Source organism: Streptomyces sp. NPDC059371 (assembly GCF_042751995.1).
Taxonomy (GTDB): Bacteria; Actinomycetota; Actinomycetes; order Streptomycetales; family Streptomycetaceae; genus Streptomyces.
Map to the genome: position 1 here is coordinate 28,680 of NZ_JBHYXD010000061.1, position 24,863 is coordinate 53,542.

At 71.6% G+C, this 24,863-nt stretch carries 24 protein-coding genes; 12 read left to right on the forward strand and 12 right to left on the reverse strand.

Annotation, left to right across the window (positions count from 1 at the left end):
• Nucleotides 1–100 precede the first annotated feature (100 nt).
• Nucleotides 101–598 (reverse strand): lamin tail domain-containing protein, encoded by a 498-nt coding sequence (locus tag ACFXGX_RS28280; protein ID WP_384796270.1) that lies wholly within the window; start codon nt 596–598, stop codon nt 101–103.
• A gap of 168 nt (nt 599–766) precedes the next feature.
• Between ACFXGX_RS28280 and ACFXGX_RS28285 the strand changes: the two genes are divergently transcribed.
• The 4 genes from ACFXGX_RS28285 (at nt 767) to ACFXGX_RS28300 (ending at nt 2,788) form a co-directional block, all read left to right on the forward strand.
• Nucleotides 767–1,036, forward strand: a complete 270-nt coding sequence (locus ACFXGX_RS28285) for a DUF6400 family protein (RefSeq protein ID WP_384796272.1) — start codon at nt 767–769, stop codon at nt 1,034–1,036.
• On the forward strand, nt 1,023–1,280 hold the full coding sequence (locus ACFXGX_RS28290) for a hypothetical protein (RefSeq protein ID WP_384796274.1): 258 nt from the start codon (nt 1,023–1,025) through the stop codon (nt 1,278–1,280). The genes ACFXGX_RS28285 and ACFXGX_RS28290 overlap by 14 nt, the downstream gene beginning before the upstream one ends.
• A 396-nt stretch (nt 1,281–1,676) precedes the next feature.
• Entirely contained in the window at nt 1,677–2,168 is a 492-nt protein-coding gene (locus ACFXGX_RS28295; protein WP_384796276.1) for a hypothetical protein, read from the forward strand.
• 248 nt (nt 2,169–2,416) lie between these two features.
• Nucleotides 2,417–2,788, forward strand: coding sequence for an alpha-amylase (locus ACFXGX_RS28300; protein ID WP_384796278.1), 372 nt, complete (start codon nt 2,417–2,419; stop codon nt 2,786–2,788).
• A 77-nt stretch (nt 2,789–2,865) separates the two neighbouring features.
• Here the strand turns inward: ACFXGX_RS28300 and ACFXGX_RS28305 are convergent, their stop codons facing one another.
• A complete protein-coding gene (locus tag ACFXGX_RS28305; RefSeq protein ID WP_384796280.1) occupies nt 2,866–3,366 on the reverse strand; it encodes a cysteine dioxygenase in 501 nt (166 codons plus the stop codon).
• 37 nt (nt 3,367–3,403) lie between these two features.
• Nucleotides 3,404–4,294: an amidohydrolase gene (locus ACFXGX_RS28310; RefSeq protein ID WP_384796282.1), complete on the reverse strand. Its 891-nt coding sequence runs from the start codon at nt 4,292–4,294 to the stop codon at nt 3,404–3,406.
• 147 nt (nt 4,295–4,441) lie between these two features.
• On the opposite strand from ACFXGX_RS28310, the gene ACFXGX_RS28315 reads away from it, so the two are divergent.
• Entirely contained in the window at nt 4,442–5,446 is a 1,005-nt protein-coding gene (locus ACFXGX_RS28315) for a LacI family DNA-binding transcriptional regulator (protein ID WP_384796284.1), read from the forward strand.
• A gap of 44 nt (nt 5,447–5,490) precedes the next feature.
• On the opposite strand, the gene ACFXGX_RS28320 is transcribed toward ACFXGX_RS28315, so the two are convergent.
• The 3 genes from ACFXGX_RS28320 to ACFXGX_RS28330 all read right to left on the reverse strand — a co-directional run bounded on the left by ACFXGX_RS28320 (nt 5,491) and on the right by ACFXGX_RS28330 (nt 8,784).
• A complete protein-coding gene (locus tag ACFXGX_RS28320; protein WP_384796286.1) occupies nt 5,491–6,150 on the reverse strand; it encodes a hypothetical protein in 660 nt (219 codons plus the stop codon).
• Nucleotides 6,147–7,796 carry a serine/threonine-protein kinase gene (locus ACFXGX_RS28325; RefSeq protein ID WP_384796288.1) on the reverse strand — a complete coding sequence of 550 codons (1,650 nt, stop codon included), beginning with the start codon at nt 7,794–7,796 and terminating at the stop codon, nt 6,147–6,149. Before ACFXGX_RS28325 ends, ACFXGX_RS28320 begins: the two co-directional genes overlap by 4 nt.
• Before the next feature lie 127 nt (nt 7,797–7,923).
• Entirely contained in the window at nt 7,924–8,784 is an 861-nt protein-coding gene (locus tag ACFXGX_RS28330; protein WP_384796290.1) for an oxidoreductase, read from the reverse strand.
• 230 nt (nt 8,785–9,014) lie between these two features.
• Between ACFXGX_RS28330 and ACFXGX_RS28335 the strand changes: the two genes are divergently transcribed.
• Complete coding sequence (locus tag ACFXGX_RS28335) at nt 9,015–9,755, forward strand: flavodoxin family protein (RefSeq protein ID WP_384796292.1); 741 nt, start codon at nt 9,015–9,017, stop codon at nt 9,753–9,755.
• A gap of 1 nt (nt 9,756) precedes the next feature.
• On the opposite strand, the gene ACFXGX_RS28340 is transcribed toward ACFXGX_RS28335, so the two are convergent.
• Both ACFXGX_RS28340 and ACFXGX_RS28345 read right to left on the reverse strand, forming a co-directional pair.
• Complete coding sequence (locus ACFXGX_RS28340) at nt 9,757–10,812, reverse strand: PucR family transcriptional regulator (RefSeq protein ID WP_384796293.1); 1,056 nt, start codon at nt 10,810–10,812, stop codon at nt 9,757–9,759.
• Between the two features lie 272 nt (nt 10,813–11,084).
• On the reverse strand, nt 11,085–11,654 hold the full coding sequence (locus ACFXGX_RS28345) for a TetR/AcrR family transcriptional regulator (RefSeq protein ID WP_384796295.1): 570 nt from the start codon (nt 11,652–11,654) through the stop codon (nt 11,085–11,087).
• Nucleotides 11,655–11,737: 83 nt separating this feature from the next.
• Between ACFXGX_RS28345 and ACFXGX_RS28350 the strand changes: the two genes are divergently transcribed.
• Nucleotides 11,738–12,229: an FBP domain-containing protein gene (locus ACFXGX_RS28350; protein WP_384796297.1), complete on the forward strand. Its 492-nt coding sequence runs from the start codon at nt 11,738–11,740 to the stop codon at nt 12,227–12,229.
• 153 nt (nt 12,230–12,382) lie between these two features.
• On the opposite strand, the gene ACFXGX_RS28355 is transcribed toward ACFXGX_RS28350, so the two are convergent.
• Nucleotides 12,383–13,084: a hypothetical protein gene (locus ACFXGX_RS28355; RefSeq protein ID WP_384796299.1), complete on the reverse strand. Its 702-nt coding sequence runs from the start codon at nt 13,082–13,084 to the stop codon at nt 12,383–12,385.
• 407 nt (nt 13,085–13,491) lie between these two features.
• On the opposite strand from ACFXGX_RS28355, the gene ACFXGX_RS28360 reads away from it, so the two are divergent.
• The 3 genes from ACFXGX_RS28360 (at nt 13,492) to ACFXGX_RS28370 (ending at nt 16,724) form a co-directional block, all read left to right on the forward strand.
• Entirely contained in the window at nt 13,492–13,911 is a 420-nt protein-coding gene (locus ACFXGX_RS28360; RefSeq protein ID WP_384796313.1) for an ATP-binding protein, read from the forward strand.
• 175 nt (nt 13,912–14,086) lie between these two features.
• Entirely contained in the window at nt 14,087–14,611 is a 525-nt protein-coding gene (locus tag ACFXGX_RS28365) for a hypothetical protein (RefSeq protein ID WP_384796300.1), read from the forward strand.
• Between the two features lie 85 nt (nt 14,612–14,696).
• Entirely contained in the window at nt 14,697–16,724 is a 2,028-nt protein-coding gene (locus ACFXGX_RS28370) for a glycoside hydrolase family 15 protein (RefSeq protein WP_384796302.1), read from the forward strand.
• A 20-nt stretch (nt 16,725–16,744) separates the two neighbouring features.
• Here the strand turns inward: ACFXGX_RS28370 and ACFXGX_RS28375 are convergent, their stop codons facing one another.
• The 3 genes from ACFXGX_RS28375 to ACFXGX_RS28385 all read right to left on the reverse strand — a co-directional run bounded on the left by ACFXGX_RS28375 (nt 16,745) and on the right by ACFXGX_RS28385 (nt 19,812).
• A complete protein-coding gene (locus ACFXGX_RS28375; protein ID WP_384796304.1) occupies nt 16,745–17,578 on the reverse strand; it encodes a maleylpyruvate isomerase family mycothiol-dependent enzyme in 834 nt (277 codons plus the stop codon).
• Nucleotides 17,579–17,756: 178 nt separating this feature from the next.
• Entirely contained in the window at nt 17,757–18,986 is a 1,230-nt protein-coding gene (locus ACFXGX_RS28380; protein WP_384796306.1) for a carbohydrate-binding protein, read from the reverse strand.
• A gap of 187 nt (nt 18,987–19,173) precedes the next feature.
• The gene (locus ACFXGX_RS28385; protein ID WP_384796308.1) at nt 19,174–19,812 is read right to left on the reverse strand and encodes a TetR family transcriptional regulator; all 639 of its coding nucleotides are present in this window, start codon (nt 19,810–19,812) and stop codon (nt 19,174–19,176) included.
• 452 nt (nt 19,813–20,264) lie between these two features.
• On the opposite strand from ACFXGX_RS28385, the gene ACFXGX_RS28390 reads away from it, so the two are divergent.
• Both ACFXGX_RS28390 and ACFXGX_RS28395 read left to right on the forward strand, forming a co-directional pair.
• Entirely contained in the window at nt 20,265–21,686 is a 1,422-nt protein-coding gene (locus ACFXGX_RS28390) for a lipase family protein (RefSeq protein WP_384796310.1), read from the forward strand.
• Between the two features lie 175 nt (nt 21,687–21,861).
• Nucleotides 21,862–24,819 (forward strand): hypothetical protein, encoded by a 2,958-nt coding sequence (locus tag ACFXGX_RS28395; protein WP_384796311.1) that lies wholly within the window; start codon nt 21,862–21,864, stop codon nt 24,817–24,819.
• The last annotated feature ends 44 nt before the right edge of the window (nt 24,820–24,863 follow it).

Here is a 24,863-nt window from a genome sequence, read left to right on the forward strand (position 1 = left end):
TCCCCACCCCACCCACAGCGCGCCCGCGGTCGCGAGCCGGGCCCCCGCCGGGCGGCCCCCCCCCGGCGGCCCCCCCCCCCCGGGGCGGTCGTTTTTCGGCTCAGCCGTGGTACGTGATGTAGCCGTTGCCGTCACGGTCGTTGGCCGACTTGGTGTACGAGTGGACGTCGGCGCGGGCGCCGGACGACTTGTACAGGTAGATGCTGTCCTTGTCGTTGTTCCAGATGAAGTTGCAGTTCTGGCGGTAGACGACGTTGCCGGCGTCCGAGTCGGTGCCGTGGCCGCCCCGGAGCTTCACGGAGTCCCCGGGCTCCAGGTAGTGGTTCGCCGGGAAGGTGAACTTGTTGCCCGTCGCGTCCTTGACGACGTAACCCTTCAGGTTCACGGTCGTACTCGACGAGTAGTTCTTGATCGTCAGGTACTCGTTCTTCGTGTTGCCGCTGGAGCAGCTGTTGGAGTCCCTGCCGGGCGCGTCGTACTGGACGCCCTTGATCTTCAGCGCGGACGAATACTCCGTGGCCTGGGCCGGAGCCGTGGCGATGGCGGCGAGCGTGCCGGCAGCGGCGGCGGTGACAGCCAGGGCAGTGCGGATACGCATGAGGAATCCCCCCTCAGTGGTGCGGATGAAGCCCCGTGAGCATACCGATGATGTGATCAATGGATGGCGAAGTTGTGAGGGACTCGTAAGGCCCTCTGTTCGCGGGCCCGCTGTGACTTCGCCCACCTCCTCTTGTCCGACAAGAAAGGCATACCTAAGTTCTCTCCCATGGCCCCACGAATCCCCCCGCTCCCCAGCGGCCCCGACCCCGAGCTGGTCGAGTTCTCGATCGACCTCACCGCCCAGGAGGTCCTGCGTCAGGCCCAGGTCCTGGCCGTCCTCGGCCCCGACTGGGACCCGATGGAGGTGATGCGCCAGGAGGAGGCCGCGTACGCGCTCCTGTACTCCGGGCTCGACGAGGAGCAGCGGCGCGTGTACGACGACCTCGTCGCGGCCGGCGTGCTTCCCGATCGCGGAGACGGCCGTGCTGCCGCTTGACCCGCAGGCGGACGTCGGGCGGCGCGCCTGGGTGACCTGCCCGAACTGCGCGGACAGTCACGGATGTGCCTCCTGCGAACAGCGGCGGTCGTGTTCCGACCACTGGCGCTACCTGCTCGCCACCACCGGAAGCCTGCTCCACCTGCAGTGCCCCTCGTGCACCCATGTCTGGGTCCATGAGACCGGATTCGGCGCCACCCGGTCCCTGTGGAGCCGCGTCACGGGCGGCCGCTCCGGCCGCTGACCCGGCGGACCGGCATCGCGGGCACGTGATCCGCCCACCCCTGATGGTTCGCACGCCACCACGGGGTTATCCTCAGGGCCCCAGGCGGGTCGAACTCGTCCGACGCGCCGCTGTGGGAAGATCACAGCCCCGCACGACAGCAGTCCGGGCCCGCGCACTCCATCGCTCGTATATTCGAGGACGCTCGCGGCCCACCGGTGGATGACGGACCGGCCCGCGCGGGTAAAGAACCTCCATGCGCATCCGCGCGAACATCCCACTGCCGAAGGACTGCCGGTCTTGGACCTCCCACACTCAGAATCTCCTGCCGCGCGGCGTCCCGGACGCACCTGGACCGTCCGCATCTCCGGCCACAGTGACCGCACCGCGTCGGTCACGTGCTCCTCTCCCTGTGCCATGCCGCCGCGGTCCCGTGACCTCGCCGCGCTGCGCCGTTTCGCCGAGGCCCACATCGGGGCGCACGCCCGCGCGGCCACCGTGCACGCGGACGCCGCCTGCGCCTGCCGGCAGACGCAGTGCGCCTCGCACGAGGGCACCCAGGTGCACTGCATGGGCAGCGTGCTGCTGGTGCTGCGCCATGATCCGGCCATTGCCCAGGTGTGGAACCTGATGGAAGTCTGCGCCGCCTGCGCCCCCTTGATGACGCACACCCGCGTCCTGGGCCGCGCGGTGCCGCGCACCCGCACGCCGTCCGCGCCCTCCGCTCCGGCGGCCACCGCCGGTGCCCCCGCGGTCGCTCCCGCGGTTCCCGGCGGCTTCAGCGCCCCGAGCGGACCCGGCTTCAACAGCGCGGACGCGCCCCCGGCACCGTCGCGCCGCCGTTCCGGCGGACGTGGTCACGCCCCATCCCGGCAGGGCCGACGGGACCAGGGCAGATCGCGCGGCTGACCGCGGTCCCGCCCGTGCCCGGCCGACCCGCGGTCCGGTCCGCACCGGGACGGCGCCAAGCGCACGGCGTGACGAAGGCGTGCGCAAGGCCCGTAACGGGGCATTTTCGTGAACGGCACCTGTTCGGTTGAGAGTTCACCATCGACTGAAAGATGTTGCATAGCTTTGCGCAATTCTTGCAGGCGTTGCAAGGTGGCTCGCGCCGCGGCTCCACGGCCGCAGCATTCGCCGACCTGAAGGACGCCTCCATGTTCACCATCAGCCGCTCCGTACATCCGCGCGGGCTCAGGGCGGCTCTGGGCCTGTCCGTCGCGGTGCTGGGCCTGTTGGGTGCCGCCGGCGCACCGGCCACCGCGCGTGACGCGGGACCGGGCGTCCTCGCGGGGGACGCCGTCGACGCGACCCCCGTCCCGGACTGCGTCCACTACTACAGCGACTGGCGCTACACGACCGTCGTCAACGACTGCGACACCACCGTGAACGTCACCGTCCAGTACACCGAGTACCAGGACGCGCCCTGCCGCACCCTGTTTCCCCAGGCGATCGCCACCTTCGCCGGCTACGGTCCCCAGCTCAACTACGTCACCGGCCTGAGCGCCTGCACGCCGCCGAGCGCCTGACGCCGCCGCGCCTCACGCCGGCCCGGGCGACGGGCTCCCCCCTCGCCCGGGTCTCCGGCCGCGCCGGCCGGGAGCCGTCACGCCGCCGGGCTGTCCATGGGGCGCAGTTCGTCGGCGTACGAGACGGAGACGCGGCGCATCAGGCCGTCCTCGGTGATGTCGTACTGCCCGAGGCGCCACAGCGGCGGCGAGTAGGCGTGCAGGGAGACCGCGTCGTCGGTGGCGCCGGTGAGGCGGTGGATGTGGTCGGGGCCGAAGCAGAACGAGTGGCCCGCGGCGACACCTACGGACAGATGACGGCCGCCGATACGGGGGTTGGACTCGGTCAGCGTGCCCTGGACCACCCGCACGGCACCCGAGGAGATGTCGTGGTCGTGCCAGCCGGTGTCGTTCCGCCGGGTCCAGCACAGCAGCCAGAGGTCGACGTACGCGTCGCGGTGCAGCGAGACGTAGTGCCGCTCCTCGTGGGAGAAGGCGATCAGGTCCCGCCACAGCCCGGGCCGGGCGGCGAGGTCGTCGACGAGTTGCCGGAGTTCGTGCTTGTCGAGCGTGCGGTCCGGCAGGGACGAGTACGTCACGGCGGGGTTCCCTTCCAGAGGCGGTCCGCGGGGCGGCTCAGGCGCGGCCGTGCAGCAGACGGGCGGGGTTGACGGTGCGCAGGGCGTGGACGGCGGCGTCCGCGCCCAGGTCGGGGACGACGGGTGGTGCGTAGGGCCGGTCGCTTCCGCTGACGACGCCGTCGATGCCGACGGCCCGGACGAGCGCGTCCACGGCTCGCGTGCCGTACGAGGACGTGTCGTAGAAGACGTCGAAGTCGACCTCGCCGCGGCCGCCGCCCCGCGCCGCGAGCCGTTCGCCGTGCAACGGGGCCAGGCCGGCGAGCGCGGCGAAGCAGACACGCAGCCCCGGATGGCGGGCGCGGCCGAAGGCCCGGAACGCGAACCACGCGGCGTGGAGCTGCTGTTGATAGGGGACCAGGGCCGCCCACCAGGGTGGGGCCCCAGGAGTGGGCGGCGCCGTACCCGGGTGGACGAACAAGGGTTTGCCGAGGCGGGTGAGGACGTCCAGGAGCGGAGCTCGACCGTGCCAGCCCGCCGCGTCCAGGAGCGCGGTGGCCGGGAGTTGGAGGCCCACGCAGCCCCGGCGCAGTTCGCGTTCCACCGCCTCGGGATCCGGTTCGCTCAGGCAGGCGGAGGCCCACACGCCGAAGGGCGCGGGAAGCGTGAGCGCCCCGTCGTGGAAGGCGCTCAGCAGGGGCAGGGCTTCCGCCGCTGGCAGGTGCTCGACGCCCAGCGGGCTGGAGAGGGAGACCAGGGCGAGGTCGAGACCGTCGGCGACGGCCAGACGTGTCCGGGCGCCGATGTCGTGGTCGGCCGGATCCACCGCGTAGGGCGGCTCACCGTCCAGGCGCAGCGTCCAGCCGTCGAGGCGCGGCGGCGTGGTGCGCGCACGCAGCAGCTCGACGAGATCCGGTGGCCAGATGTGCTGGTGGACGTCGACGGGCATCCTGAAGTCCTTGATGAGTCTGAGCGGTCGCCAGGCGGGAGCGTCATAAGTTAACCGCTTCAGTGATGCGCTTAACTTAAGCGGTTAACAACCCGTCGTGTCAATCACTCGCCCGAACCGCGGGCGCGGCCCGGTAGGCTTCCCGGCATGGTCAGGCCCCAGAAGCGCACCACCCTCAGGGAGGTGGCCGAGGCCACCGGCCTCTCCACCGCCGCCGTCTCCTACGCCCTGCGCGGCAAGCAGGTCTCCAAGGAGACCGAGGAACGGGTGCGCAAGGCCGCGGCCGAACTCGGCTACGAGGCCGATCCCATCGCCCGTGCCCTCGCGAGCGGCCGCACCAGCATGGTCGGCGTGCTCGCCGGTGACCTCCAGGATCTGTGGCAGCAGCAGCTCATGGCGGCGATCGGCCGGGAGCTCCTGGCGGGCGACCGCTACGCCCTGATCCTGGACGCGGGCGGCGACCCCGATCGCGAGCTCGTCCTCGCCAAGCAACTGCGCGACCAGCGTGTCGACGCCCTCGTGGTGTCCCCGGTGAACCCCGCGGCGAAGCAGTGGTCGGCGATCGCCGACGCGCTGCCGGTCGTCGCGGTCGGCGACTCGCTGAGCCGGGCGCGCACGGCCGGACAGGTCATCTTCGACAACCGGGCCGGGATCGACGCCGTGCTGGAGTACCTCCACGGTCTCGGCCATCGCCGGGTGACGGTCCTGACCCCGACCCGGCCGAGCACGCCCGACCGGCCCGCCGACGTGTATGTGCGCGAGGCGGCGGACCGGATAGGGCTGCGGGCCGAACTCGTGCCCTGTCCGCAGGAGCTGGGTGCGGCGACCGTCGTCGCGCGGCGGGTCCTGGACGGGGAGCGGCGCGCCACGGCCGTCTTCTGTTTCTCCGACTCCCTGGCCTACGGGGTGTACGCGGCCGCGGCCGAGGCGTCACTCGTCGTGGGGCGCGATGTCTCCGTGGTCGGCTTCGACGACCACCCCGTCTCCCGGGTTCTCGCGCCGCCGCTGACCACGGTCGGCTGGGGACTGACGCAGATCGCCGCGGAGGCCGCCCGGTTGACCGCGTCCGCGATCGAGGGAAAGAGGCCGCGCAGAAAGGCGATCCTGTGCGCCCCGGCCATGTGCGTGCGCGGTTCGGCCGTGGCCGTCTGACGGCCACGGTGGCGGCGGGGCGGCCGGGCGGGTGCCCGGTGACGTCAGGGGCAGTGGTACGTGAGCTTCGTCGACACGGTGCGCTGCACGGGGGAGAGCAGGCGCAGCTCGGCACGTGCGGCGTAGCGGCCGTTGCCCTGGAACGTCCACAACAGGTGCATGCGCGCCTGCTTCTGATCACGCGTCAGGTCCTCGTGCAGGATGTCCGAGGAGGTGCCGTCGCTGCGGACCCAGCGGTACGTGAGCTCACCGGCCCTGCCGTTGGTGGTCACCGTGGCCGTGATGTCGGTGGTCTCGTCGCAGCCGGGGGACGGTGACGCGGCGGAGAGCGTGACGTCGTCCACCCCGAGGGACGGGGTGGAGCGGTGCCACAGGAGGAAGGCGACGACGGCCAGCAGCACCACGCCCGGCAGCGCGTGCCGGCGCCACGTCCGGCGTCGTACCCGCACGGGCGGAGCGACGTGGCCGATCCGGCGCATGGTGTCGGCGTTCACGCCGGGGCCGAAGCGCAGCAGCGTGCCCTCGACGCGGTCGGGCCGGACCTCCCCGGCCGTGCCGCCCGACAGCTCGATGGTCGCCGAATTCTCGGTGAGGGCGAGGGTGTCGGAGGAGTCCGGCCGCTGGATCCAGTGGCTGGCCAGCACGGTCGCGCTGTAGTCGTCGTCGGGGGAGGAGGCGCCCGAGGCGCTCTGGTTCTGGTTCATCCGATCGAACACCGCCGGGTGAGAAGCTGCTCCCAGCCGCCGCCGTCGGCGGAGGCCGGCTGGGTCCTGGCCTGCACGCCCCAGTAGCAGCCCGTGCCCTGGAACGTATGGTCGAGGGCGATGGTGTACTGGGTCGCGCCGCTGCGCCGGTACGTCTCCGCCGCCCCGTCCTGTGTTCCGGCCTGGCCGCTGACCTCACCGGTGAACCACGCGACCGTGAGTGTGACCGGCCCGGTGCCGTCGGTCGTCACGGTGACCGTCGCGGCCGCCGTCGAGGTTCCCGTCTGCCGGAAGCCGCTGAACACGACGGACTTGACGCCGACGGTGGGGGAGGGCGACGGGGAGGTCGTGGTGGGTGAGGCCGTCGTCGTGGCCGGCGTCGTCGGCGGCGCGAGGGTGGCCGACGCGGACGCGCTGGTGGTGGCGGACGCCGTCGCGGACGGCCCGGCGGTGGCGTCCGTGGCCGAACCGGACGGCGTGGGCGAAGCCGACGTGGACGACGAGGACGACGGCGTCGGGGAGCCCGAGTCCGCCGTCGCCGTGGGGCCGCCGTCACCGGTCGGCTGCGCGCTGGTGGTGGCCAGAGCCTCCGCGGCCCTCCGGGGTGTGCCGAAGTCCGGGGCGTGCCGGTCGATGCCGTACGTCAGCAGAAGGGCCGCGATGAGCGCGGCACCGGACACCAGGAGCGAGCGGAGGCTCGGCCGCCAGGCCCGCAGCCAGTCCGGCGTCCTGGCGAGGATCGTGCGCGCGGTGTCCGTGGCGTGACGCGGCACGGAGGGGGCGGAGGGAAGCAGCAGAAGGAACAGGGCGGCGAGCGCCGCGAGTTGGCGGCGGCCGCGCTCCTCCCAGTCCGGGCCGTACGCGCCGCCGGCCGTCGCCTCGAGTTCCGCGACGAAGTCCTCGGCGTGGGCGGGCCGTTGTCCGGGCGCCTTGGCGAGGCCCCGCTGGACGAGCGAGCGGACCGGCTCGGGGACCTCGTCGGCGGGGATGACTCCGTCCACGTGCTGGAGGGCGAGTTCGGCGAGGTTCTCGCCCGTGTAGGGCTTGTGGCCGGTCAGGCACTCGAAGAACGTCGCGGTCGCGGCGTAGACGTCGGCGGCCGGCGAGGCGGGCGCGCCGGTCCACTGCTCGGGAGCCATGTACGACGGGGTGCCCGCGATGCCCGCCGTGGTGCCGTCGGTGGCGGCGATCCCGAAGTCGACGAGCTTCGACGTGCCGTCGGGGCGGACGAGGACGTTCTCCGGCTTGTAGTCACGGTGGACGACGCCGACGCGGTGGGCGTCGGCGAGGCCGAGCAGCGAACCCTTGAGGAGGACGAGAGCGGCCTCCGGGTCGAACGGGGCCTGCTGGGCGAGCAGGACCCGCAGGCACACTCCGTCCACCAGTTCCATGACGATGGCCGCGCCGTCCGGTCCCTCCACGTACTCGTAGAGGCCGGCCACGTGGTCGCTGCGCAGCCCGCCGAGCAGCCGCGCCTCCGCCCGGAACTCCTGTACGAAGCCCGGACGGGTGCGCAGCGACTCACTGAGGTACTTCACCGCGACCGGATGGCCGGTCTCCTCGTGCACGGACAGCGCGACGCGACCGCTCGCCCCCGAACCGAGCTCGCGGGACTCGGTGTAGCCCGGTACCGCCCATGTGTTCATGACTCATGCCTCCCCGAGACGTGGGGCCCGTGCGGCAGTCCGGTCCCCACGCGCTCCAGTCAGGTGCTGAGACACGATCGGGGCCCCTTCGGTTGCAGACGGCGCGGAACGGATCGCCGGGTGTCCGTCACCCCAGTTCGGCGAGGTCCTCGGCGGTCAGTTCGAGTGCTCCCGCGGCGATGTTCTCCTCCAGGTGCGCCAGGGAGCCGGTGCCGGGGATGAGGAGGATGCCCGGAGACCGGGCCAGCAGCCAGGCCAGCGCCACCTGAGGAGTGGTCGCCCGGTGGCGCGCGGCCACGGCCTCCAGGTGTTCGGCGGTGACGGGCTGGAAGCCGCCGACCGGGAAGAAGGGGACGTAGGCGATACCGGCCTCGGCGCAGGCGTCGACGAGGGGGTCGTCATCGCGCCGGGACAGGTTGTAGAGGTTCTGGACACAGGAGATCGGCGCGATCTTGCGGGCCTCGGCGAACTCGTCGGCCGAGACGTTGGAGATGCCCAGGTGCCGGATCAGGCCCTCGTCCCGCAGCGCCAGCAGGGTTTCCAACGGCTCGGCCAGGGAGATCGCGCCCGCCTCGCCGACATCACCCATCCGGAGGTTCACCACGTCCATCCGGTCCAGGCCGAGCGAGCGGAGGTTCGCCTCGACACCCCGGCGCAGATTGTCGGCCGTCAGACCCGTCTTCTCCGCCGCGGGCAGCGCGATGTCGGCACCCTCGACCAGGGCGCCCACCTTGGTCACGATCACCAGGTCGTCCGGATACGGGTGCAGTGCCTCCCGGATCAGCTCGTTCGCCGACACTCCGTCACGCGCGTAGTAGTACGAGGTGTCGATGTGGTTCACCCCGAGCTCCACCGCGCGCCGCAGAATGCCCAGCGAGGTTTCCCGGTCCGGCCGCTCGCCCCGGGGCCAGCCGGTCAGCTTCATCGCGCCGTAGCCGATACGCGCGACACCCAAGTCGCCGCCGATTTCCCATCGTTCAGTCGTCACGACCACCACCCTAGGCCGTGTCCGCAACGCCGCGCCTGCCCGGCATCGGAGACGCGGGGCGGGTTCGGGCGCGGGCGGCCCGGAATCCGTGTCGGCCGTACCGCCGAGTCGTTCGAGGACAAACCAGGACACACGCGAGACGCTGCTCCCGGGCGACCGGTCGGACCCGGCATCAGGGTCACCCCGTTCCCCGGCCCCAGCCGCCACGGCCCCGTACGAAGGAGTCATCCGTGACCGAGCCACCGTCCACCCCGGCGACCGACGACGCGTACCGCTTCGAAGACCTGCGCGCGCTGTTCATCAACTGCACCCTCAAGCCCGCACCCGCGCTGAGTCACACCGAGGGACTGGTCGACAAGAGCAGCGCGATCATGGAGGCGCAGGGCGTCACGACCGAAGTCGTACGCGCCGTGGACCACGACATCGCTCGCGGTGTCTACCCGGACATGACCGAACACGGCTTCGCCGCGGACGACTGGCCCGCCATCCAGGAACGGGTGATGGCCGCCGACATCCTCGTCCTCGCGGGGCCGATCTGGCTCGGAGACAACGGCTCGGTCACCAAGCAGGTGGTCGAGCGGCTCTACGGCTCCTCGGGGGTGCTCAACTCCGCGGGCCAGTACGCGTACTACGGTCGCGTCGGCGGCTGTCTGATCACCGGCAACGAGGACGGCGTGAAGCACTGCGCGATGAACCTCCTCTACAGCCTCCAGCACCTCGGCTACACCATCCCGCCGCAGGCCGACGCCGGCTGGATCGGGCCGGCGGGACCCGGCCCGTCGTATCTCGACCCGGGTTCGGGCGGTCCCGAGAACGACTTCACCAATCGCAACACCACGTTCATGACCTGGAACCTGATGCACATGGCGGCGCTGCTGAAGCGGTCCGGCGGCATCCCCGCACACGGCAACCAGCGTTCGCGATGGGAGGCGGGCTGTCGTCCGGACGCCCCCAACCCCGACTACCGCTGAGTCACAGACTCCGTGCGGGCCAGTCCAGCAGCCGGGCGCCGATGACGGCGGTCTGCAGCGTGTAGCGGTGCGCGGGGTCGGCGGGGTCGGTGCCGGTGAGCTGGTGGATGCGTTCGAGGCGGTACGTCAGCGCGCGCACGCTCAGCGAGAGCCGGCGGGCCGCCGCGGCGGCGACGCAGCCCGTCTCGAAGTACGCGGTCAGCGTCTCCAGGAGCGGCTGGGCGCCGCCGCGGGCCGAGGTGAGCGGTCCCAGCGCGACGAGGACCAGGTCGGCCATCGCCTGGCGGTCCCGGGTCAACACCGGGTACACGAGCAGGTCGGCGGCGCGCAGGACGGGCGCGTCCAGCCCGAGACGCTCGGCGAGTTCGAGGGCGTTCAGCGCCTCCTCGTAGGACTGGACGACCCCGCCGGGTCCGGGCTGGGGCCGGCCGACGGCCACCCGTCCGCCGTCGGTGGCCGCGTTCGCCTGCTGGGCGAAGTGGGTGAGGACGTCGTCCTGTTCGCCGGGGGCGATGCACAGCATCCTGCCGTCCTTCGTGGTGAACAGGATGCTGCGGTCGCCGAAGCGGGCGATGAGCGCCCGCTCCACCCGGCGGGGTACGGGCGCCGACTCGTCGTAGGCCGTCGGGCCCTGTGCGACGGCGACGGCGTGAGTGGGGGAGAGCCGCAGACCGAAGCGTTCGGCGCGCTCGGCCAGCCGGCCTAGGTCGCTGCGCCCGTACAGGAGGTCGTCGATGAACTCGCGCCGGGCGGCCTCCTCCTTGCGTACGGCGAGGAGCTGGGCCCGGCCGTAGCCCTCGGCGAAGGCGTCGATGACCTGTTGGACCGCGGCCAGCGCGCCGTCGGCCGAACCGGGTGAGGCGGGCCAGGCGGCGCGGGCGGCGGAGAGGTGGGCACTGATGAGGGCGGGCAGGCTGTGACCGGCGTCGGCGGCCCGTTCGCCGAGGTGTCGCCGGGACTCGATCTCGTCGCGGGTGAGGCGCCTGCCGGTGACGGAGACATCCACCAGTATCCGGGCGTAGCCCTCCAGATACTGCTCGGGTATCCGCCGTTCCATCCGTTCGTCCCCCGGTTTCCTTACGGCCCGGTGACGACTTCTTGACGGTGACCGGCACGCAGAGCCTAGGCAACACTGCCGGGAACCGGCAATGCGCATGTCATGCACCGCGATCCACGATGTCGGGAGGGGAGCACGGAGAATGGTTCCGTGCCGGACACCGGCAGAGTCGACGGTGTCCGGCACAGGCCCGGGAAGCGCGGGCCCTCGGGGCCACCGGCCGGGAGGGCGGCGGACTCAGGGGCGGGCCGTTGCGCAGCAGGGCGGCGGACTCAGGGGGCGGGCCAGTTGCGCAGCAAGGCGTCGAGGGCGTCCAGGACGCGCGCCCAGCTCTCGGAGGAGTCGGGGGCACTGTGGCTGAAGCCCCCACTCGACTCCAGGCTCACATAGCCGTGGAACACACTGCCCAGCAGACGGACCGCATGGGTCTCGTCCGGTTCCGTGAGGTCGTAGCCCCGCAGGATCGCCCGCATCATCCGCGCGTGCTTGACGCCCGCGCTCGCCGCCGCGGTCTCGGGGTCGAGCCTCAACCGGGCGGCGGCATAGCGGCCGGGGTGCTCCCGGGCGTAGTCGCGGTAGACGTTCGCGAAGGCGGTCAGGGCGTCCCGTCCTGCCCTTCCGGCCAGCGCGGCGGCACCCCGCTCGGCCAGTTCGTCCAGGGCGAGCAGGGCGATGCGGGTCTTGAGGTCCTGCGAGCTCTTCACGTGCGAGTACAGACTCGCGACCTTGACGTCGAACCGCCTGGCCAGGGCCGAGACGGTCACCTGATCGAAGCCGACCTCGTCGGCCAGCTCCGCTCCCGCCCGTGTCAGGCGTTCGGTGTTCAGTCCCGCGCGACCCATGTGCTTCCTCTCTCTCGCCCTCCCCCTCGGCGTAACCGATTATGCATTTGCCTAAAGCTTTTAGGCAAATTACCGTGAGTCTTATGAAGCCGTTGACCGAGCAAGAGATCCGTACCGCGTTCGTGAACTGCACCAAGGGTGAGGCGAAGCGTCTGTCCGTCCCGCGCGACCTGGCAGAACGGCCCTGGGACGACCTGGACTACCTCGGCTGGCGGGACCCTCAGGCGCCCGATCGCGCCTATGTCGTGGCCGAACTGGGTGACGGCCTGAAGGGCCTCATGCTGCGCTGTCCCAGCGCGACGGTGGGGCAGCTACGGCGCAGCATGTGCTCGATGTGTGTGACCACCCACACCGGCGGTGTCTCCCTGATGGTCGCGCCCAAGGCGGGGAAGGCCGGGCAGCAGGGCAACTCGGTCGGCGCCTACATATGCAGCGACCTCGCCTGTTCGCTGTATGTGCGGGGGAAGAGGGACGCGGGCGCCGGAGGGCGGCTGCGCGAGTCGCTGACGCTGGAGGAGAAGATCCAGCGGACCGTGGCGAACCTCGCGGCGTTCATGGCCAAGGTGACGGCCTGACCGGCACGGCACGGCACGGCACGGCATGGCACGGTGCGGTGGCGGGCCGCGGCGCGAACGCCGCGGCCGTGGCACCGGACTTCACCGATCTCCGCGCGGCCACGAGGCCGCGTGAATGTGCAAGCCCCGTACGGCGAACGGGGTTCCACCATTTCAGACGCTGTCCGTCTTCGCCTCCGCCTTGACCTTGGTCTCCGCCTTCACGGGCTTTTCCGCGGCGGTCGACGGCGCCGACGGCTCGTCGGCCTCGACGGCCGTGTAGAACACGGACGTGCCCTGCTTGGCGCGGTGGGCATGGCTCTTGGCCACGAGGTTCTCGAGGGTGGTCCGGACGACGTTGGTCTGGATGCGGCGCTCGGGATGTGTCTGGACCAGTGCCGTGGACACCTCGGCGGCGGAGCGGGGTTCCCGCTGATCCGTGAGGTAGCGGCGGATCAGCTCGATGAGGGTGGGCTGCGTCGAGGTGTCGTTGGCCGCGGGCTTCTTGGCCGCCGACGCCCGTGTCGCCGTGGCCTTCCCGGTGTCGGCCTTCTTGCCGTCGGCGGCCTTCCTGACCCGGGTGCGCCTGCCCTCGGCGGACTTGCCCTCGGCGGGCTTTCCGGGGGCCTTCTGACGGGGCACCGAGGCCGCCGCCGTCGGCTCGGGTCCGGTCCCGACGGGCGCGGCTGTGACTCCCAGCGCCTGCTGCAGGTTGGTGAGCACGGAGTGGTCGTGCCGCAGAGCGTTCAACTGCTCCTGCAGCGCCTCCATTTCCGCACCGATGCGCTCCTGTTCCTTGGCGTTGCGCTCCAGGTCGGCGACCACCTGGGCCGTGTACTGCGACGTCAGTTCGGTGGAAGTTGTGGTGTCGGGCACGATGGGACCTCTCTTCGGAGCGCGGTCGCCACATGAACACCCCGGGAAGATGCCGTGGGGCAGGGCGTGTTGGTGTCGGACCGGGCTGCATGGCTGGGCGACCGCACTTGGTGCGTATGCCCCGGCTTACAGATAGTACGGACAGTGTTGGCCCGTTGTTCCATTCGCGTGCGGGTTCGCCCCAAAGGGGAGTTCGGGTCGTACCACGGAATTGACTCCCCTCAGGTGTCGCCCGGGCACCGGAGCGGGCACATGAACCCCGGTCCCAACTCCTCCCTGGGGGCAGGTGTGGAGGGCCGCGGCGGTGTGCCGGGGGTATCGGCGGTATGCCGACTGTACCGGCGGCGCGCGGGTACACGACCCGTACGACAGGTCAGGGACGGAACGAGCGGGAGCGAGGTCGGGCGATGGCGGTCAAGGCGATGGGCTGGGCGCACTCGTTCCCGGTCTCCGGAGGGGTGAGCGCCGGGCGACGCTGGACCCGCAGGCACCTGGAGCGCCTGGCGTGGACGGCGGAGGAGCCCGAAACGGTGGACGCCGTCGTGCTGACGGTCTCCGAGTTGCTCACCAACGCCCACGTCCACGCCCACAGCGACGCGCATCTCGTCCTCACCTGGGACGGCGACTGCCTGCATGTGAGTGTCCACGACGAGGACTCCACCCTGCCGCTCCAGCGTGATCCGGAGCCGGGAGCGGTGTCCGGCCGCGGGGTGGGCATCGTGCGGATGCTCGCCGACGAGTGGGGCATGAAGTGCCAGCGGCACGGAAAGACGGTCACGGCGTGCTTCCGCCCGACCGGCGCCCGGCAGGGCGGTGACGGTGCCTGACACGGTGGTGACGGTGCCCGGCAGGGCGGTGACGGTGCCTGACACGGTGGTGACGGTGCCCGGCAGGCGGTGACCGTGCCGGCCCATTCTCCCCGTCACGGCCGGCGGCGCCCCGCGCCCGCCCGGACGGCCCACTCGCCGGGCGGGGCCCCGCCCCGCCGCCTATCGTGAACGGGTGAGCGGCTCCAGCGTTCCGCCCGAGGGCGGGGTCGGCGCAGACCGGCCGGCCGGCCACCGAACCGACTACGCGGGCGCCATCTACGGCTCGATCCTGGCCGCCTCGGTCGTGGCCACGGCCGGAACGACAGGGGAATTCCCGCGTCTTCAGGCCGTCGTGCTGCTGGTGGTCACCGGCCTGGTCTTCTGGGCGACCCATGTGTACGCGCAGATCGCCGGAGAACGCATCGTCGGCCAGCGGTGGTCCCTGCGCCAGATCCGCCGGATCGGCACGCACGAGTGGTCCATCGTCGAGGCGGCCACCCTCCCCGCCGTCGCGATCGCCCTGAGCGCCCTCCTCGACATGAGTGTGAGCACGGGCCTGTGGATCGCTCTGGGCATCGCGGTGGGACAGCAGGTCATGTGGGCGTGCCTCGGAGCCGTCCGCGCCGGCGCCTCCCGCGGGCTCGTCGTCGCCGAGGGTTTCGTGAACCTGGCCCTCGGACTGATCATCGTCGCCGCCAAGGTCGTCCTGAAGCACTGAGCACGCACGACCACCCCGGACCTCGGACGACTGGTTAGCCTGGAGCGGAGGGGGAGGTTCGGGTGACGGCCCAGAGGAGGCCGGTATGGCCGGTACGGCAGACACGAATTCCGGGGTCGGCGCGGACGACGGTACGCATGGCGCACCCGGCGCACCCGGCGCCACGTACGGTGCGGACAGCGGGCCGCACGGCGCATCCGGCGCCCGCCACGGCACGGGCGCCGGTACACATGACGGCCCCGGCGCCTCGTACGGCGCGGACGGCGGGAGACATGGCGCACCCGGTGCCCCGTTCGGCACGGGCACCCCCCGCTACCTGTCGATCGCCGACCACGGCCTGATCGGCGACCTGCGCAGCGCGGCCCTGGTCGGCACCGACGGCACCATCGACTGGTACTGCTGCCCCCGCTTCGACGCGCCCAGCGTCTTCGCCTCGATCCTGGACGCCGACAAGGGCGGCTGCTTCGAACTCGCCGCCGACGTTCCGGCGCGTACGAAGCAGTTCTACTTCCCCGACACGAACGTGCTGATCACCCGGTTCTTCGCGGACGACGGGGTCGGGGAGATCCAGGACTTCATGCCGGTCGTCGACGACTCGCGCGAGACCGACCGGCACCGCCTGATCCGCCGCGTGGTGTGCGTCCGAGGGACCCTGCCCTTCCGCGCGCGCGTCGCCCCCCGCTTCGACTACGGGACGACCCCGCACACCGTGCACATCGACTCCGGCCAGGCCGTCTTCGCCACGCCCGCGCTGAGGCTGGCCCTGACGGCCACCGTGCCCATCGAGGCGGCGGGGAACGACGTGTGGTCGCTGTTCAAACTGCGCGAAGGGGAGACCGCGGTCTTCACCCTCGACCAGGTCACCGACGAGGTGCCTCCGCGGTTCTGCGCCGTGGCGGAGGCCGAGCGGGAGTTCGGGGCCACCGTGCGCTACTGGCGGCGCTGGCTGTCGCAGTCGCGCTACCGGGGCCGCTGGCGGGAGATGGTGCACCGCTCCGCCCTCACCCTGAAGCTGCTCACGTACGCCCCCACCGGCGCCATCATCGCCGCGCCCACCACCAGCCTGCCCGAGCGGATCGGCGGCGAGCGCAACTGGGACTACCGCTATGTGTGGGTCCGCGACGCCGCGTTCTGCGTGTACGCGCTGCTGCGTCTCGGCTTCAAGGACGAGGCCGAGGCGTTCATGAACTTCCTGTGCGCGCACGTCCAGTGCGAGATACCCGCGGACATCGGCCCGGACGGCCCCCTGCAGATCATGTACGGCATCGACGGGCGTCGTGACCTGCCCGAGCGCGAGCTGACTCATCTGGAGGGCCATCGCGGATCGTCCCCCGTACGTGTCGGCAACGGCGCCGTCGGCCAGCTCCAGCTCGACATCTACGGGGCCCTGGTCGACTCGCTCTACCTCTACGACAAGTGGGGGCAACCCCTCTCCAGCGCGCACTGGAACAGCGTCAGCGGAATCGTCGACTGGGTGTGCGAGAACTGGGACCAGCCGGACGAGGGAGTCTGGGAGACCCGCGGAGGCCGCAAGCCCTTCCTCTACTCCCGCCTCATGTGCTGGGTGGCCATCGAACGCGCCATGCGGCTGGCCCGGCACCGCGGCCTGCCCGCCGACCTGAACCGCTGGGGCACCGCCCGTGACACGATCTACCGGCGGATCATGAGCCAGGGCTGGTCCCCGGCACGCAACGCCTTCACCCAGACGGAGAACAGCGACATCCTCGACGCGTCGCTGCTGATGATGCCGCTCGGGAAGTTCATCTCCCCGACCGACCCGAAGTGGCTCGCCACCCTCGACGCCCTGGGCGAGGAGCTGGTCTCCGACTCACTCGTCTACCGCTACGACCCACTGGCGAGTCCGGACGGCCTCAGCGGAGAGGAGGGCACCTTCTCGATCTGCTCGTTCTGGTACGTCGAGGCACTCACCAGGGCGGGCCGCCTGGACGAGGCCCGGCTCGCCTTCGAGAAGATGCTCACCTACGCCAACCACCTCGGCCTCTACGCGGAGGAGATCGGCCACACCGGGGAACAGTGCGGCAACTTCCCCCAGGCCTTCACCCACCTCGCCCTGATCAGCGCCGCCTTCAACCTCGACCGCAGGCTCGGCTGACCCCCGGCGGGACCGCGCGCTCAGGGCGCCGTGAACAGGCCCGGGAAACGGGGCGCGAGCCAGGGCTTGCGGCCCCGGACGAGGATGCGGCCGCGCAGGATGGGGCCGACTTGTCCCAGCCGGCCGAGGCCCATCAGCAGGAAGGTGACCGGTTCGATGGAGATGGTGCAGTCCGGCCCGGCCGGCGGCTCCGGGTCGACGGTCAGCACACCGTCGGCCAGGGTCACGCCGAACCCGCCGCCGCCCCACAGCCGTATGTCGTAGCGGGCGTTCACACCGGCGGTGCGCAGCGGGTCGGTGACCCGTGGCATCGCCGTGAGCATGAACGGCAGGGTCAGCCGGACCCGGGCCCGGTCGAGCATGTGCGGCCGCCCCAGCGCGCGGGCGAGGTCGTAGCCGTGGCCGAGCATGTGCGTGAGCAGATACGACCCCAGCTCCCGCGGGCTCATCGAGCCGAGCGGGGTGACCACGGGCCCCTCGGAGGTCTCTTCCTCCAGTGCCTTCACACAGGCGTCGGCCTGCTCGACGATCATCGCGGCCAGGGGCTCGGCGTCCCGTTCCCCGAACTCCGCCAGCGACCGCTCGTTGGCCCCGGCGAGGCTCTGCGGTGTGCCGTCCCCGTAGGCGCGCGCGTGTCCCGCCGCGAGCCCGGCCATCAGCTCGTTGGCCAGCGCCAGATGCGCGGCCGCCTCGCCGACGCTCCACTCGGCCCCCGGGATCCGGCGTTCCATGTCGGCGTCGGCCCGCAGCAGCGCGGCGATCTCCTCGGCGGTGTCGCGTATCGCGGCGGCCAGCCCCTCGGGCAGCCCCCTTCGCACGTCCTGCCCAGCCACTGCGTCCACGTCGTCGCCCATCCTGTCTCCTGCCGCCGTCGTCTCCTCCGGGCCACGGACGGGCCGGGGGAGACGACGGATTACCGGTCACCGGGCGTACAGAAGACCAGGCAACCGGAGCGACGACAAGACCCTGAGCAGCGAGAACGTGCCACGAGGGCGGACTTCGGGGGCAATACGGGCATTCGGTCGGGAGATGTCAGCAGGTGCCCTCGTCCTGCCACGGACCCCAGTCGACGCCGGTGGGCGTCTCGTTCTGGGTCCACCACTTGGCCTTCCAGTTGTGGTGGTTGTACGAGGCCTCGTTGCCCGCGGTGTAGACCGTGGCCGCGTTCCAGGCCGTCTTGCAGCCGCCGCCCGGCGTGGGGGTCGGTGTCGGGGTGGGCGTCGGGGTGGGGGTGGGAGTGCCGGTGGGCGGGGTCGCGCCGGCGAACTTCACCGAGTACTTCGCGAAGTCCCATGAGTTCTGGGTCACGCTGGAGCACGTGCCCGACGTGCGGCCGCCGTTGTCGGCGGGGGAGCACTGGCGGTCGCGGTTCAGGGACCAGAAGGTGAACCGGTCCATGGCGTGGCTCGTGGCGAAGTCCAGCACCGTCTGGAAGTCGGCCTGGGAGAAGTACTCGCCGGTGTCACTGCGGCCGTTCATGCCGGAGAAGCCCTCGTGGGCGTACGCGGTCGCCTGGTTCCAGCCGAAGGTCGACTGGAGGATCGTGTTGAAGTTGGCGAGCGCGCCGGTCTGGGACGCGGCGCCGTTGAAGCCGCCGTCGAAGGGCATGATGGAGAAGTTGTTCGGGGTGAAGCCCTGCGACTTCGCCTCCAGCAGCATCTGCTTGCCGAACCAGCCGGTTCCGTCGGCCGTTCCGGCCGTGGTGACGGACACGTACAGGCCCGGGTTGTTCTGCTGAAGGATCTTGGCGGCGCCGATCTCGTTCCTGACGGCCGCCGTGTTCTCGTACTCCGGCTCCTCGAGGTCGAAGTCGATCGCGTGCAGCCCGTACTTGGTGATGACCTGCTGGTACGCGGCGGCGGTGGCGGCCGCGTCCGAGCAGGCCTGGCCGAGCTTGGTGCCGCCGTAACCGCCGATCGAGACGGAGACGTCGCCGCCCTTGGCGCGGATGGTGTTGATGACCGACTGCACGGCGGTGTCCGAGGAAACCGCTGCCGTTCCGTCCCAAGTCGGTGTGCAGCCACCGCCGTTGGGGGCGAGGATGAAGGCGAGCTGGAAGGCCTTGAGGCCGGTCGCGTCCATGATGGCGCCCGCGTCCGGCGGGTCGTTGTCCAGCGGCATCAGGTAGGGGGCGGCGGCGTACCACCGGTTGCTGAGCGCCGTGGTCGCGCCCGAGGCGCTGCCCGCGACGAGGGCGGTCGTGCCGACCGCGGCCAGGCTCACGGCGGCCGCCGCGCCCAGACATGCGCGAAGACGTCTCACTGTGCCTCCAGAGGGGTGGGGGAGGCTCCAGCTTCCGGGTCCTGTCGCGATCACGTCAATATGTTGGACTAGACCAAATGAGGCTTTGGACTAGACCAGGTGAATTCTTTACCCGGCCGCCGTTCCCGCGTCTCTCGCCTTCGGCCCCCGGCTCCGATCGGCCTGTCATGACGCGCCGTTGCCCGCGTCAGTACGGCAGGCCCTCCGAGGCCGCGTGGAGGGCGGCGTGCATGCACGCGGCGAGGTCCTCCTCGGAGGCCTGCGCCGCGTCGGCGAAACGTACGGCGAAGTCCTCCGCGGCCGCGCGTAGCGCGCCGTTGACGGTGGCCGCGTGCACCTTCACCCGCAGATCGTCCGCGCTCCTGCCGGAACGTCTGGCGAGGGCTTCGGTGAGGACGGGCAGCGCGTCGTCGTGGGCCTGGAGCCAGACGGCACGCAGTGCGGGCTCGGCGGGGGTCATGCGGATCAGGTCGAGCACCGCCGGGTCGGCGGACGGCAGCGTCCCGCGGCGGCAGGAGCGGGTGAGGAAGTCCAGTAGGCCGGTCTCCGGCGGCCAGTGGCGCAGCTGGTCCGTGGCGGCGTCGAGTCCCGCCGTGAGTAACGGGCGTACGCAGCTCTCCTTGGTGGGAAAGTGGCGCCACAGCGTGCGGGTCGAGACGCCCACCGCCTCCGCGATCTGGTCCCCCGTGGTGCTCGTGACGCCCTGTGAGACGAACAGGCGCACGGCCTCGCGGGCTATGTCCAGCCGGAGAGCCTGCTTGCGTCGTTCGCCCAGTGACGGCCGCGCGGCCGTCGTGGCCCGGTCTGCGGGTGCCGCTTCGCGCACCGTCGCCCCACCACCCCTGTCTCATCGACCGGAGCAGCATAGCGAGCCGCGCAGAACTGACGCGCGCAGACATCTTGTCACTGAGTGACATCCGCTCCTACTCTCCTGATGTGACTCGGGAGTAACTAGCGGGCGTCGAACGGGACTTCGACGTCCGTCGCTTCCGGGAGCAGAGACAGGAGCGATGCCGCACCACGCGCCGCCCGGCCGACGGCGCGCGGGCGGTTCGTCAGTCCTGTCCACCTCCGCGACGCGGCTGGGCGCGTGGTCCCGTCCTGCCCAAGTCCGCGTCCGGGCAGTGCCATTTCCCCCCTCACCGACCCGTCACCGTCACCGCCGGTCCAGCGGTGGCGGCCCGGTCGGCACCCCTCAGCCAGAACCGGCGTCACGCCATTGACGCCCTAGGCCGCCCGCACGACCCCCACGTTTTGACGAAGCAGGGAGTGAGCCGCATGCAACGACCCCACAGCACCCCTCGGCCGCATCCGTCCGCAGACCGACGCCCGCGCGCCGAGCGGACCCCGCCCTCCGCGCGCCCCGAGTCCGCCGCACGCAACCGCGGCCGCCTCCTCGCCACCGCACTCGCCGTTCTCGCCTGTCTGAGCGTCCAGGCGCTCCCCGCGGCGGCCGCCGACGGGGGCGCGGTGGTGTCCCGGGGCGTGACCATCCCCGCGTTCTACACGCCGCCCGCGAACCTCCCCGCGGCCGACGGCGCCCTGATCCGCAGCGAACCCCTTCCCCTCGCGCTCAGCCTGCCCGGCCTCGACGGTCCGCTCCCCGGCACCGCGACCCGCCTGATGTACAAGTCGACCGACTCCAACGGACAGCCCGTCGCCGTGACCGGCGCCTACATCGAGCCCTCCGCCGCCTGGAAGGGCGGCGGCGCGCGCCCCCTGGTGGCCGTGGCCCCCGGCACCATGGGCCAGGGCGACCAGTGCGCGGCCTCCATGGGCCTCGAACACCCGATCACCTTCAACGGCGAGACGGTCTCGGTCGGTTACGAGGACCTCGCGGTCTACCGGCTCCTGGCCAAGGGGGTGGCGGTGGTCGTCACCGACTACGTCGGGCTCGGCGCCACCGACCGGCTCCACACGTACGTCGACCGCCTCGACGGCGGCCACGCCCTGCTCGACGCCGTCCGCGCCGCACGCGGGCTCACTGGGGCCTCGGTCGGCGCCGCCTCGCCCGTCGGCCTCTTCGGCTACAGCCAGGGCGGCGGCGCCAGCGCGTCGGCGGCCGAACTCCAGCCCACCTACGCCCCGGACATCACGCTGGCCGGCACCTACTCCGGCGCCCCGCCCGCCAACCTCACCTCGGTGATCAAGGGCATCGACGGCAGCGCCCTCGCCGGCGCGCTGGGCTGGTCCCTCAACGGCTTCCTGCAGTCCGACCCCGATCTCCAGGACTTCGCCGACGCCCACATCAACGCCTCCGGGAAGGCCGCGCTGAAGGACCTCTCCACGATGTGCGTCGGAGACGCGATCCTCGGCTACGCGTTCAAGAAGAGCACCTCCTGGACGACGGACGGCAAGTCCGTCAGCCAACTCGTGGAGAGCACCCCGGCCCTCCAGGCCACGCTCGCCGACCAGCGCATCGGCAACCTGAAGCCGACCAGTCCGGTACGCCTGGTCACCGGCGTCCAGGACGACATCGTCCCGCACGCCCAGGCACGTCAACTCGCCGTCGACTGGTGCCGCAAGGGCGCCGACATCACCTACGACGCCATCATCCTGCCGAACCTCGGCGACGGACTGCTCCTCAACCACGTCGCACCCCTCATCACCGACCAGGGCGACGCCATCTCCTGGCTGACCGACCGCCTCTCCGGCAAGCGCGCCTCCTCCAACTGCTGGACGATGCCCCTCCAGCCCTGACCCCCTCCAGCGCGGGCTCCGGCGCTCCCCCACGGCGCCGGAGCCCGTGCGTGTCCCATCCGAAAGGCAATCGGTCGTCATCGTTCAACGAGTGCCTTTTCGCGCCAAAGCACCCGTAAACCCTCCGGGAATTCCTAGGCTCGCCTCCTCTTTCCCAGCATCCGGGAGGACCCGCGTGCCGCAGCCCCATCGGACGAACGAGAACGATCTCGTCCTCCCCAGCGGTTTCGACGACATCGTCCGAGTGATCGACCGGTACGTCGTCGACCGCCGCAACGGCGCCCCGCACGGGCGGCAGAGCCCGGGACACCGGCTGCCCGCCCTGCTGTTCACCCGCGAGCCCGCGCCCGGCGCGACCACCGCGGGCACCACCCCGGCCGGCGCGGCGACGGCGGACACAGGGCAGGGCGAGCCCGATCCCGCGCTGTCGGCCCTGGTGCACGCCTACCACCACCGCCTCGTACGCCTGAGCACCGGTGAGACGGGCCACCTGGCCAGCCTCGCGCCCCACGCGCTGGTCGACGAGGAACTCCTCGCCTGCGAGCACCCCGGCGAGGACACCGACCGGCCCGAAGGCCCCCACGTACGACTCCTCGACCGGGTGGCCCGGCAGTTGCGCGTCACCATGCCGGACGGCTCCGGCACCTTGCGGCTGACCGAGTTCGACGCCTGTCTCTCGGTGCTGCGCGCCGACATCGCCGACGGGGACGTGCGGGACGAACGGCGGGCGCTGCGCGACCGGATCTACGACAAGTACGCCTGGAAGTTCGGGTTCGCCGCCGAGGTCACCGCCCTGGGCGAGGAACTCGGCGCGAGGCAGTGGTCGGCCATCACGAGACTGGTGACCACACCACTGGCCTGGCTGTGGCGGTGGTCGTACGGCGTACGGATCGACCGCGGCGCACGCTTCCGGTGGGTCGGCGGGATGCTGGACGAGCCCGGGCGCAGCTTCCTCAACGCCGCCCTGTCCCTGCGCGACGCCCACCTGCGGTCCCGGGCCCAGGACCGGGCCGACCGGGAAGCGCGGGCCGACGAAGGGGCTCCGGCGGCCGCGGCCGCCAGGTCCGCGGCGTCCGCCGTCTCGGCCCGCGACGAGGCCGTGGTCCGGCAGGTCCTGCTGACCGCACTCCTCCACGACCTCGCGCGGGCGGCCCGGCCGCCGGTGTGGAGCGCGCGCAGACCACGGCGGCGATGGCCCTTCGTCCTGCTGCTGCCGACGGTCGGGGGCGACGATTCCCCGAGCCGCAAGCTCCTGAACTCCTTCTCCGCCGTGTCCGAGGAGCCCGGGACCTGCCCGCTGCTCGTCCTGGGCGCCGCCACGGCGGACATCCCGCCGTACGCCGTCGCCCTGCCCAGGCCCGGCATCCCGGGCCAGAACGCCCGGCCGAGCACCTACGGCGCGACGGCCCAGGCGGTGGCCTCGGTGCTCGCCGCGGGCGCCTCCGGACACTCGGCCGAGGCGGTGCGCGCGGTGCCGCTCTCCCGCGTGCCCGACAACGGGACGAGCGCCGAACGGCCCGCGGTGCAGCGGACCGTGCGCTCCCGCGAGCGGCGCGGGAGCGACTGGCTGCGCCCCGCGGTGGCCGGCGTGGCCGTCCTGGCGGTCATGGCCGTGGTCGCCGCCGGACTGTCGCGGGTGCCGGGGCTCGGCGGGACACATCACCGAGTCGAGCCCCGGCCCGTGTCCCGTGCCACCGACACCTGGTGTCCGCGGGTCGACACGGGCGAGCGCGTGGGGATCACCGACGGCAGCGACGGATGCGAGCTCGCCCATGGTCTGTACGCACCCGAACTGAGGTCTCTCGAAGACCGGTTGGGCCGCCAGAACGCGGACGTCGACCGGTCGAAGCCCTATCGCACCCTGGTCTTCCTCGCTCCGCTGAGCGTCGGCTCCACATCACGCCGCACGGTGCCCACGGGCTTCCAGATGCTGCGGGGAGCGCTGCTCGCCCAGGACCAGGTGAACCACCTGAACCTCAAGTCCCAGATGCCGATCCGGCTTCTCGTCGCCAACGCGGGGGAGTACTTCACCTACGGCTCGCACGGCGGACTCAACACACGGAACGACAGCCGTGTGGATGTGGCCCACATGATTGTCCGGCGCATTCACCGGGATCACATCGCCGGTGTCATCGGCCTCACCCAGAGCCGCCCGGAGTCCCTCCAGGCCGCGATCGAACTCGACGCCCAGGGTGTCACGGTCCTCGGCACTGGAGTCTCGGGCCAGCCCATGGTCGAGGGCGACTCCCCGGTGTCGTACTTCCAGCTCTCGGCGCCCGACGAGCGGGTCGCGCGCGTCATGGCGTCCTTCGCCCGGCGCTCACCCCGGCTGGCGGCTCTGACCAAGGCCGCGCCGGGGCACAGCGCGCCCGCCGCCGTCCTGGTCTTCGACCCGCACGACGCCTACTTCAGCGTGGACCTGAAGAAGCGGTTCACCCGCGCCTACGGGTCGGCCGGGCCGGTCTACCCGGTGCCGTACGGCGAATCGAGCAAGGACAGCCGGACGGCCGCCGTGGCGGCCGGTGTCTGTGCGCTGATCCGCAGGACCGACGGCTTCGTCGTCTACGCGGGCCGGTCCAGCGTCATGTACGACCTGTTCTACTACCTGCAGAGCGACAAGCAGTGCCGTACGCGCGGGGGCCGCGTCGCCGTGCTGGCCGAGAGCCCCGCTCCCGGACTGGTGCAGCATCCGGAGACGATGCCGAGGGAGTTCGGCTCGCTGAGCCTCTTCTACAACCAGTTCAGCCTGCCCGACGCCAAGGGGCCCTTCGCCACGGGCTTCAAGGAGTCCTACGACGTCTCCGCCGACAGCGACGCCGCCGCCGGCTACGACGCGGTGCGTGTCTACTTCCGGGTGATGAACGACATGCTGGACACCGACCCGCGGTTCACCCCCAGTGCCGTCGTCACATATCTCCAGTCGACGGGAGTCACCGACTTCGTCGGCGAGTCGGGGATCATGACCTTCGGGAAGGGCCGCAAGTATCCGGTGAACAAAGAGGTCGACATCCGGGAGATCACCGCGGACGGCGCCATCGTCGACGACCTGACGTGCGGGGCGGTGGACGTGAAAGCGGCTCCGGTGACGCGATGGGGACCCTCCGGCACCTTCATCTGTCCCGAGGACGACTGAGAACCTCCCTCTGGCAGGCGGCCGACCCCGGCCACGCGGACGCG

Coding starts and splice junctions, on each gene's coding strand:
- ACFXGX_RS28280 (WP_384796270.1), bottom strand. CDS start 598: ATGCGTATCCGCACTGCCCTGGCTGTCACCGCCGCCGCTGCCGGCACG.
- ACFXGX_RS28285 (WP_384796272.1), top strand. CDS start 767: ATGGCCCCACGAATCCCCCCGCTCCCCAGCGGCCCCGACCCCGAGCTG.
- ACFXGX_RS28295 (WP_384796276.1), top strand. CDS start 1,677: ATGCCGCCGCGGTCCCGTGACCTCGCCGCGCTGCGCCGTTTCGCCGAG.
- ACFXGX_RS28300 (WP_384796278.1), top strand. CDS start 2,417: ATGTTCACCATCAGCCGCTCCGTACATCCGCGCGGGCTCAGGGCGGCT.
- ACFXGX_RS28310 (WP_384796282.1), bottom strand. CDS start 4,294: ATGCCCGTCGACGTCCACCAGCACATCTGGCCACCGGATCTCGTCGAG.
- ACFXGX_RS28315 (WP_384796284.1), top strand. CDS start 4,442: ATGGTCAGGCCCCAGAAGCGCACCACCCTCAGGGAGGTGGCCGAGGCC.
- ACFXGX_RS28320 (WP_384796286.1), bottom strand. CDS start 6,150: ATGAACCAGAACCAGAGCGCCTCGGGCGCCTCCTCCCCCGACGACGAC.
- ACFXGX_RS28325 (WP_384796288.1), bottom strand. CDS start 7,796: ATGAACACATGGGCGGTACCGGGCTACACCGAGTCCCGCGAGCTCGGT.
- ACFXGX_RS28340 (WP_384796293.1), bottom strand. CDS start 10,812: ATGGAACGGCGGATACCCGAGCAGTATCTGGAGGGCTACGCCCGGATA.
- ACFXGX_RS28345 (WP_384796295.1), bottom strand. CDS start 11,654: ATGGGTCGCGCGGGACTGAACACCGAACGCCTGACACGGGCGGGAGCG.
- ACFXGX_RS28350 (WP_384796297.1), top strand. CDS start 11,738: ATGAAGCCGTTGACCGAGCAAGAGATCCGTACCGCGTTCGTGAACTGC.
- ACFXGX_RS28360 (WP_384796313.1), top strand. CDS start 13,492: ATGGCGGTCAAGGCGATGGGCTGGGCGCACTCGTTCCCGGTCTCCGGA.
- ACFXGX_RS28370 (WP_384796302.1), top strand. CDS start 14,697: ATGGCCGGTACGGCAGACACGAATTCCGGGGTCGGCGCGGACGACGGT.
- ACFXGX_RS28375 (WP_384796304.1), bottom strand. CDS start 17,578: ATGGGCGACGACGTGGACGCAGTGGCTGGGCAGGACGTGCGAAGGGGG.
- ACFXGX_RS28390 (WP_384796310.1), top strand. CDS start 20,265: ATGCAACGACCCCACAGCACCCCTCGGCCGCATCCGTCCGCAGACCGA.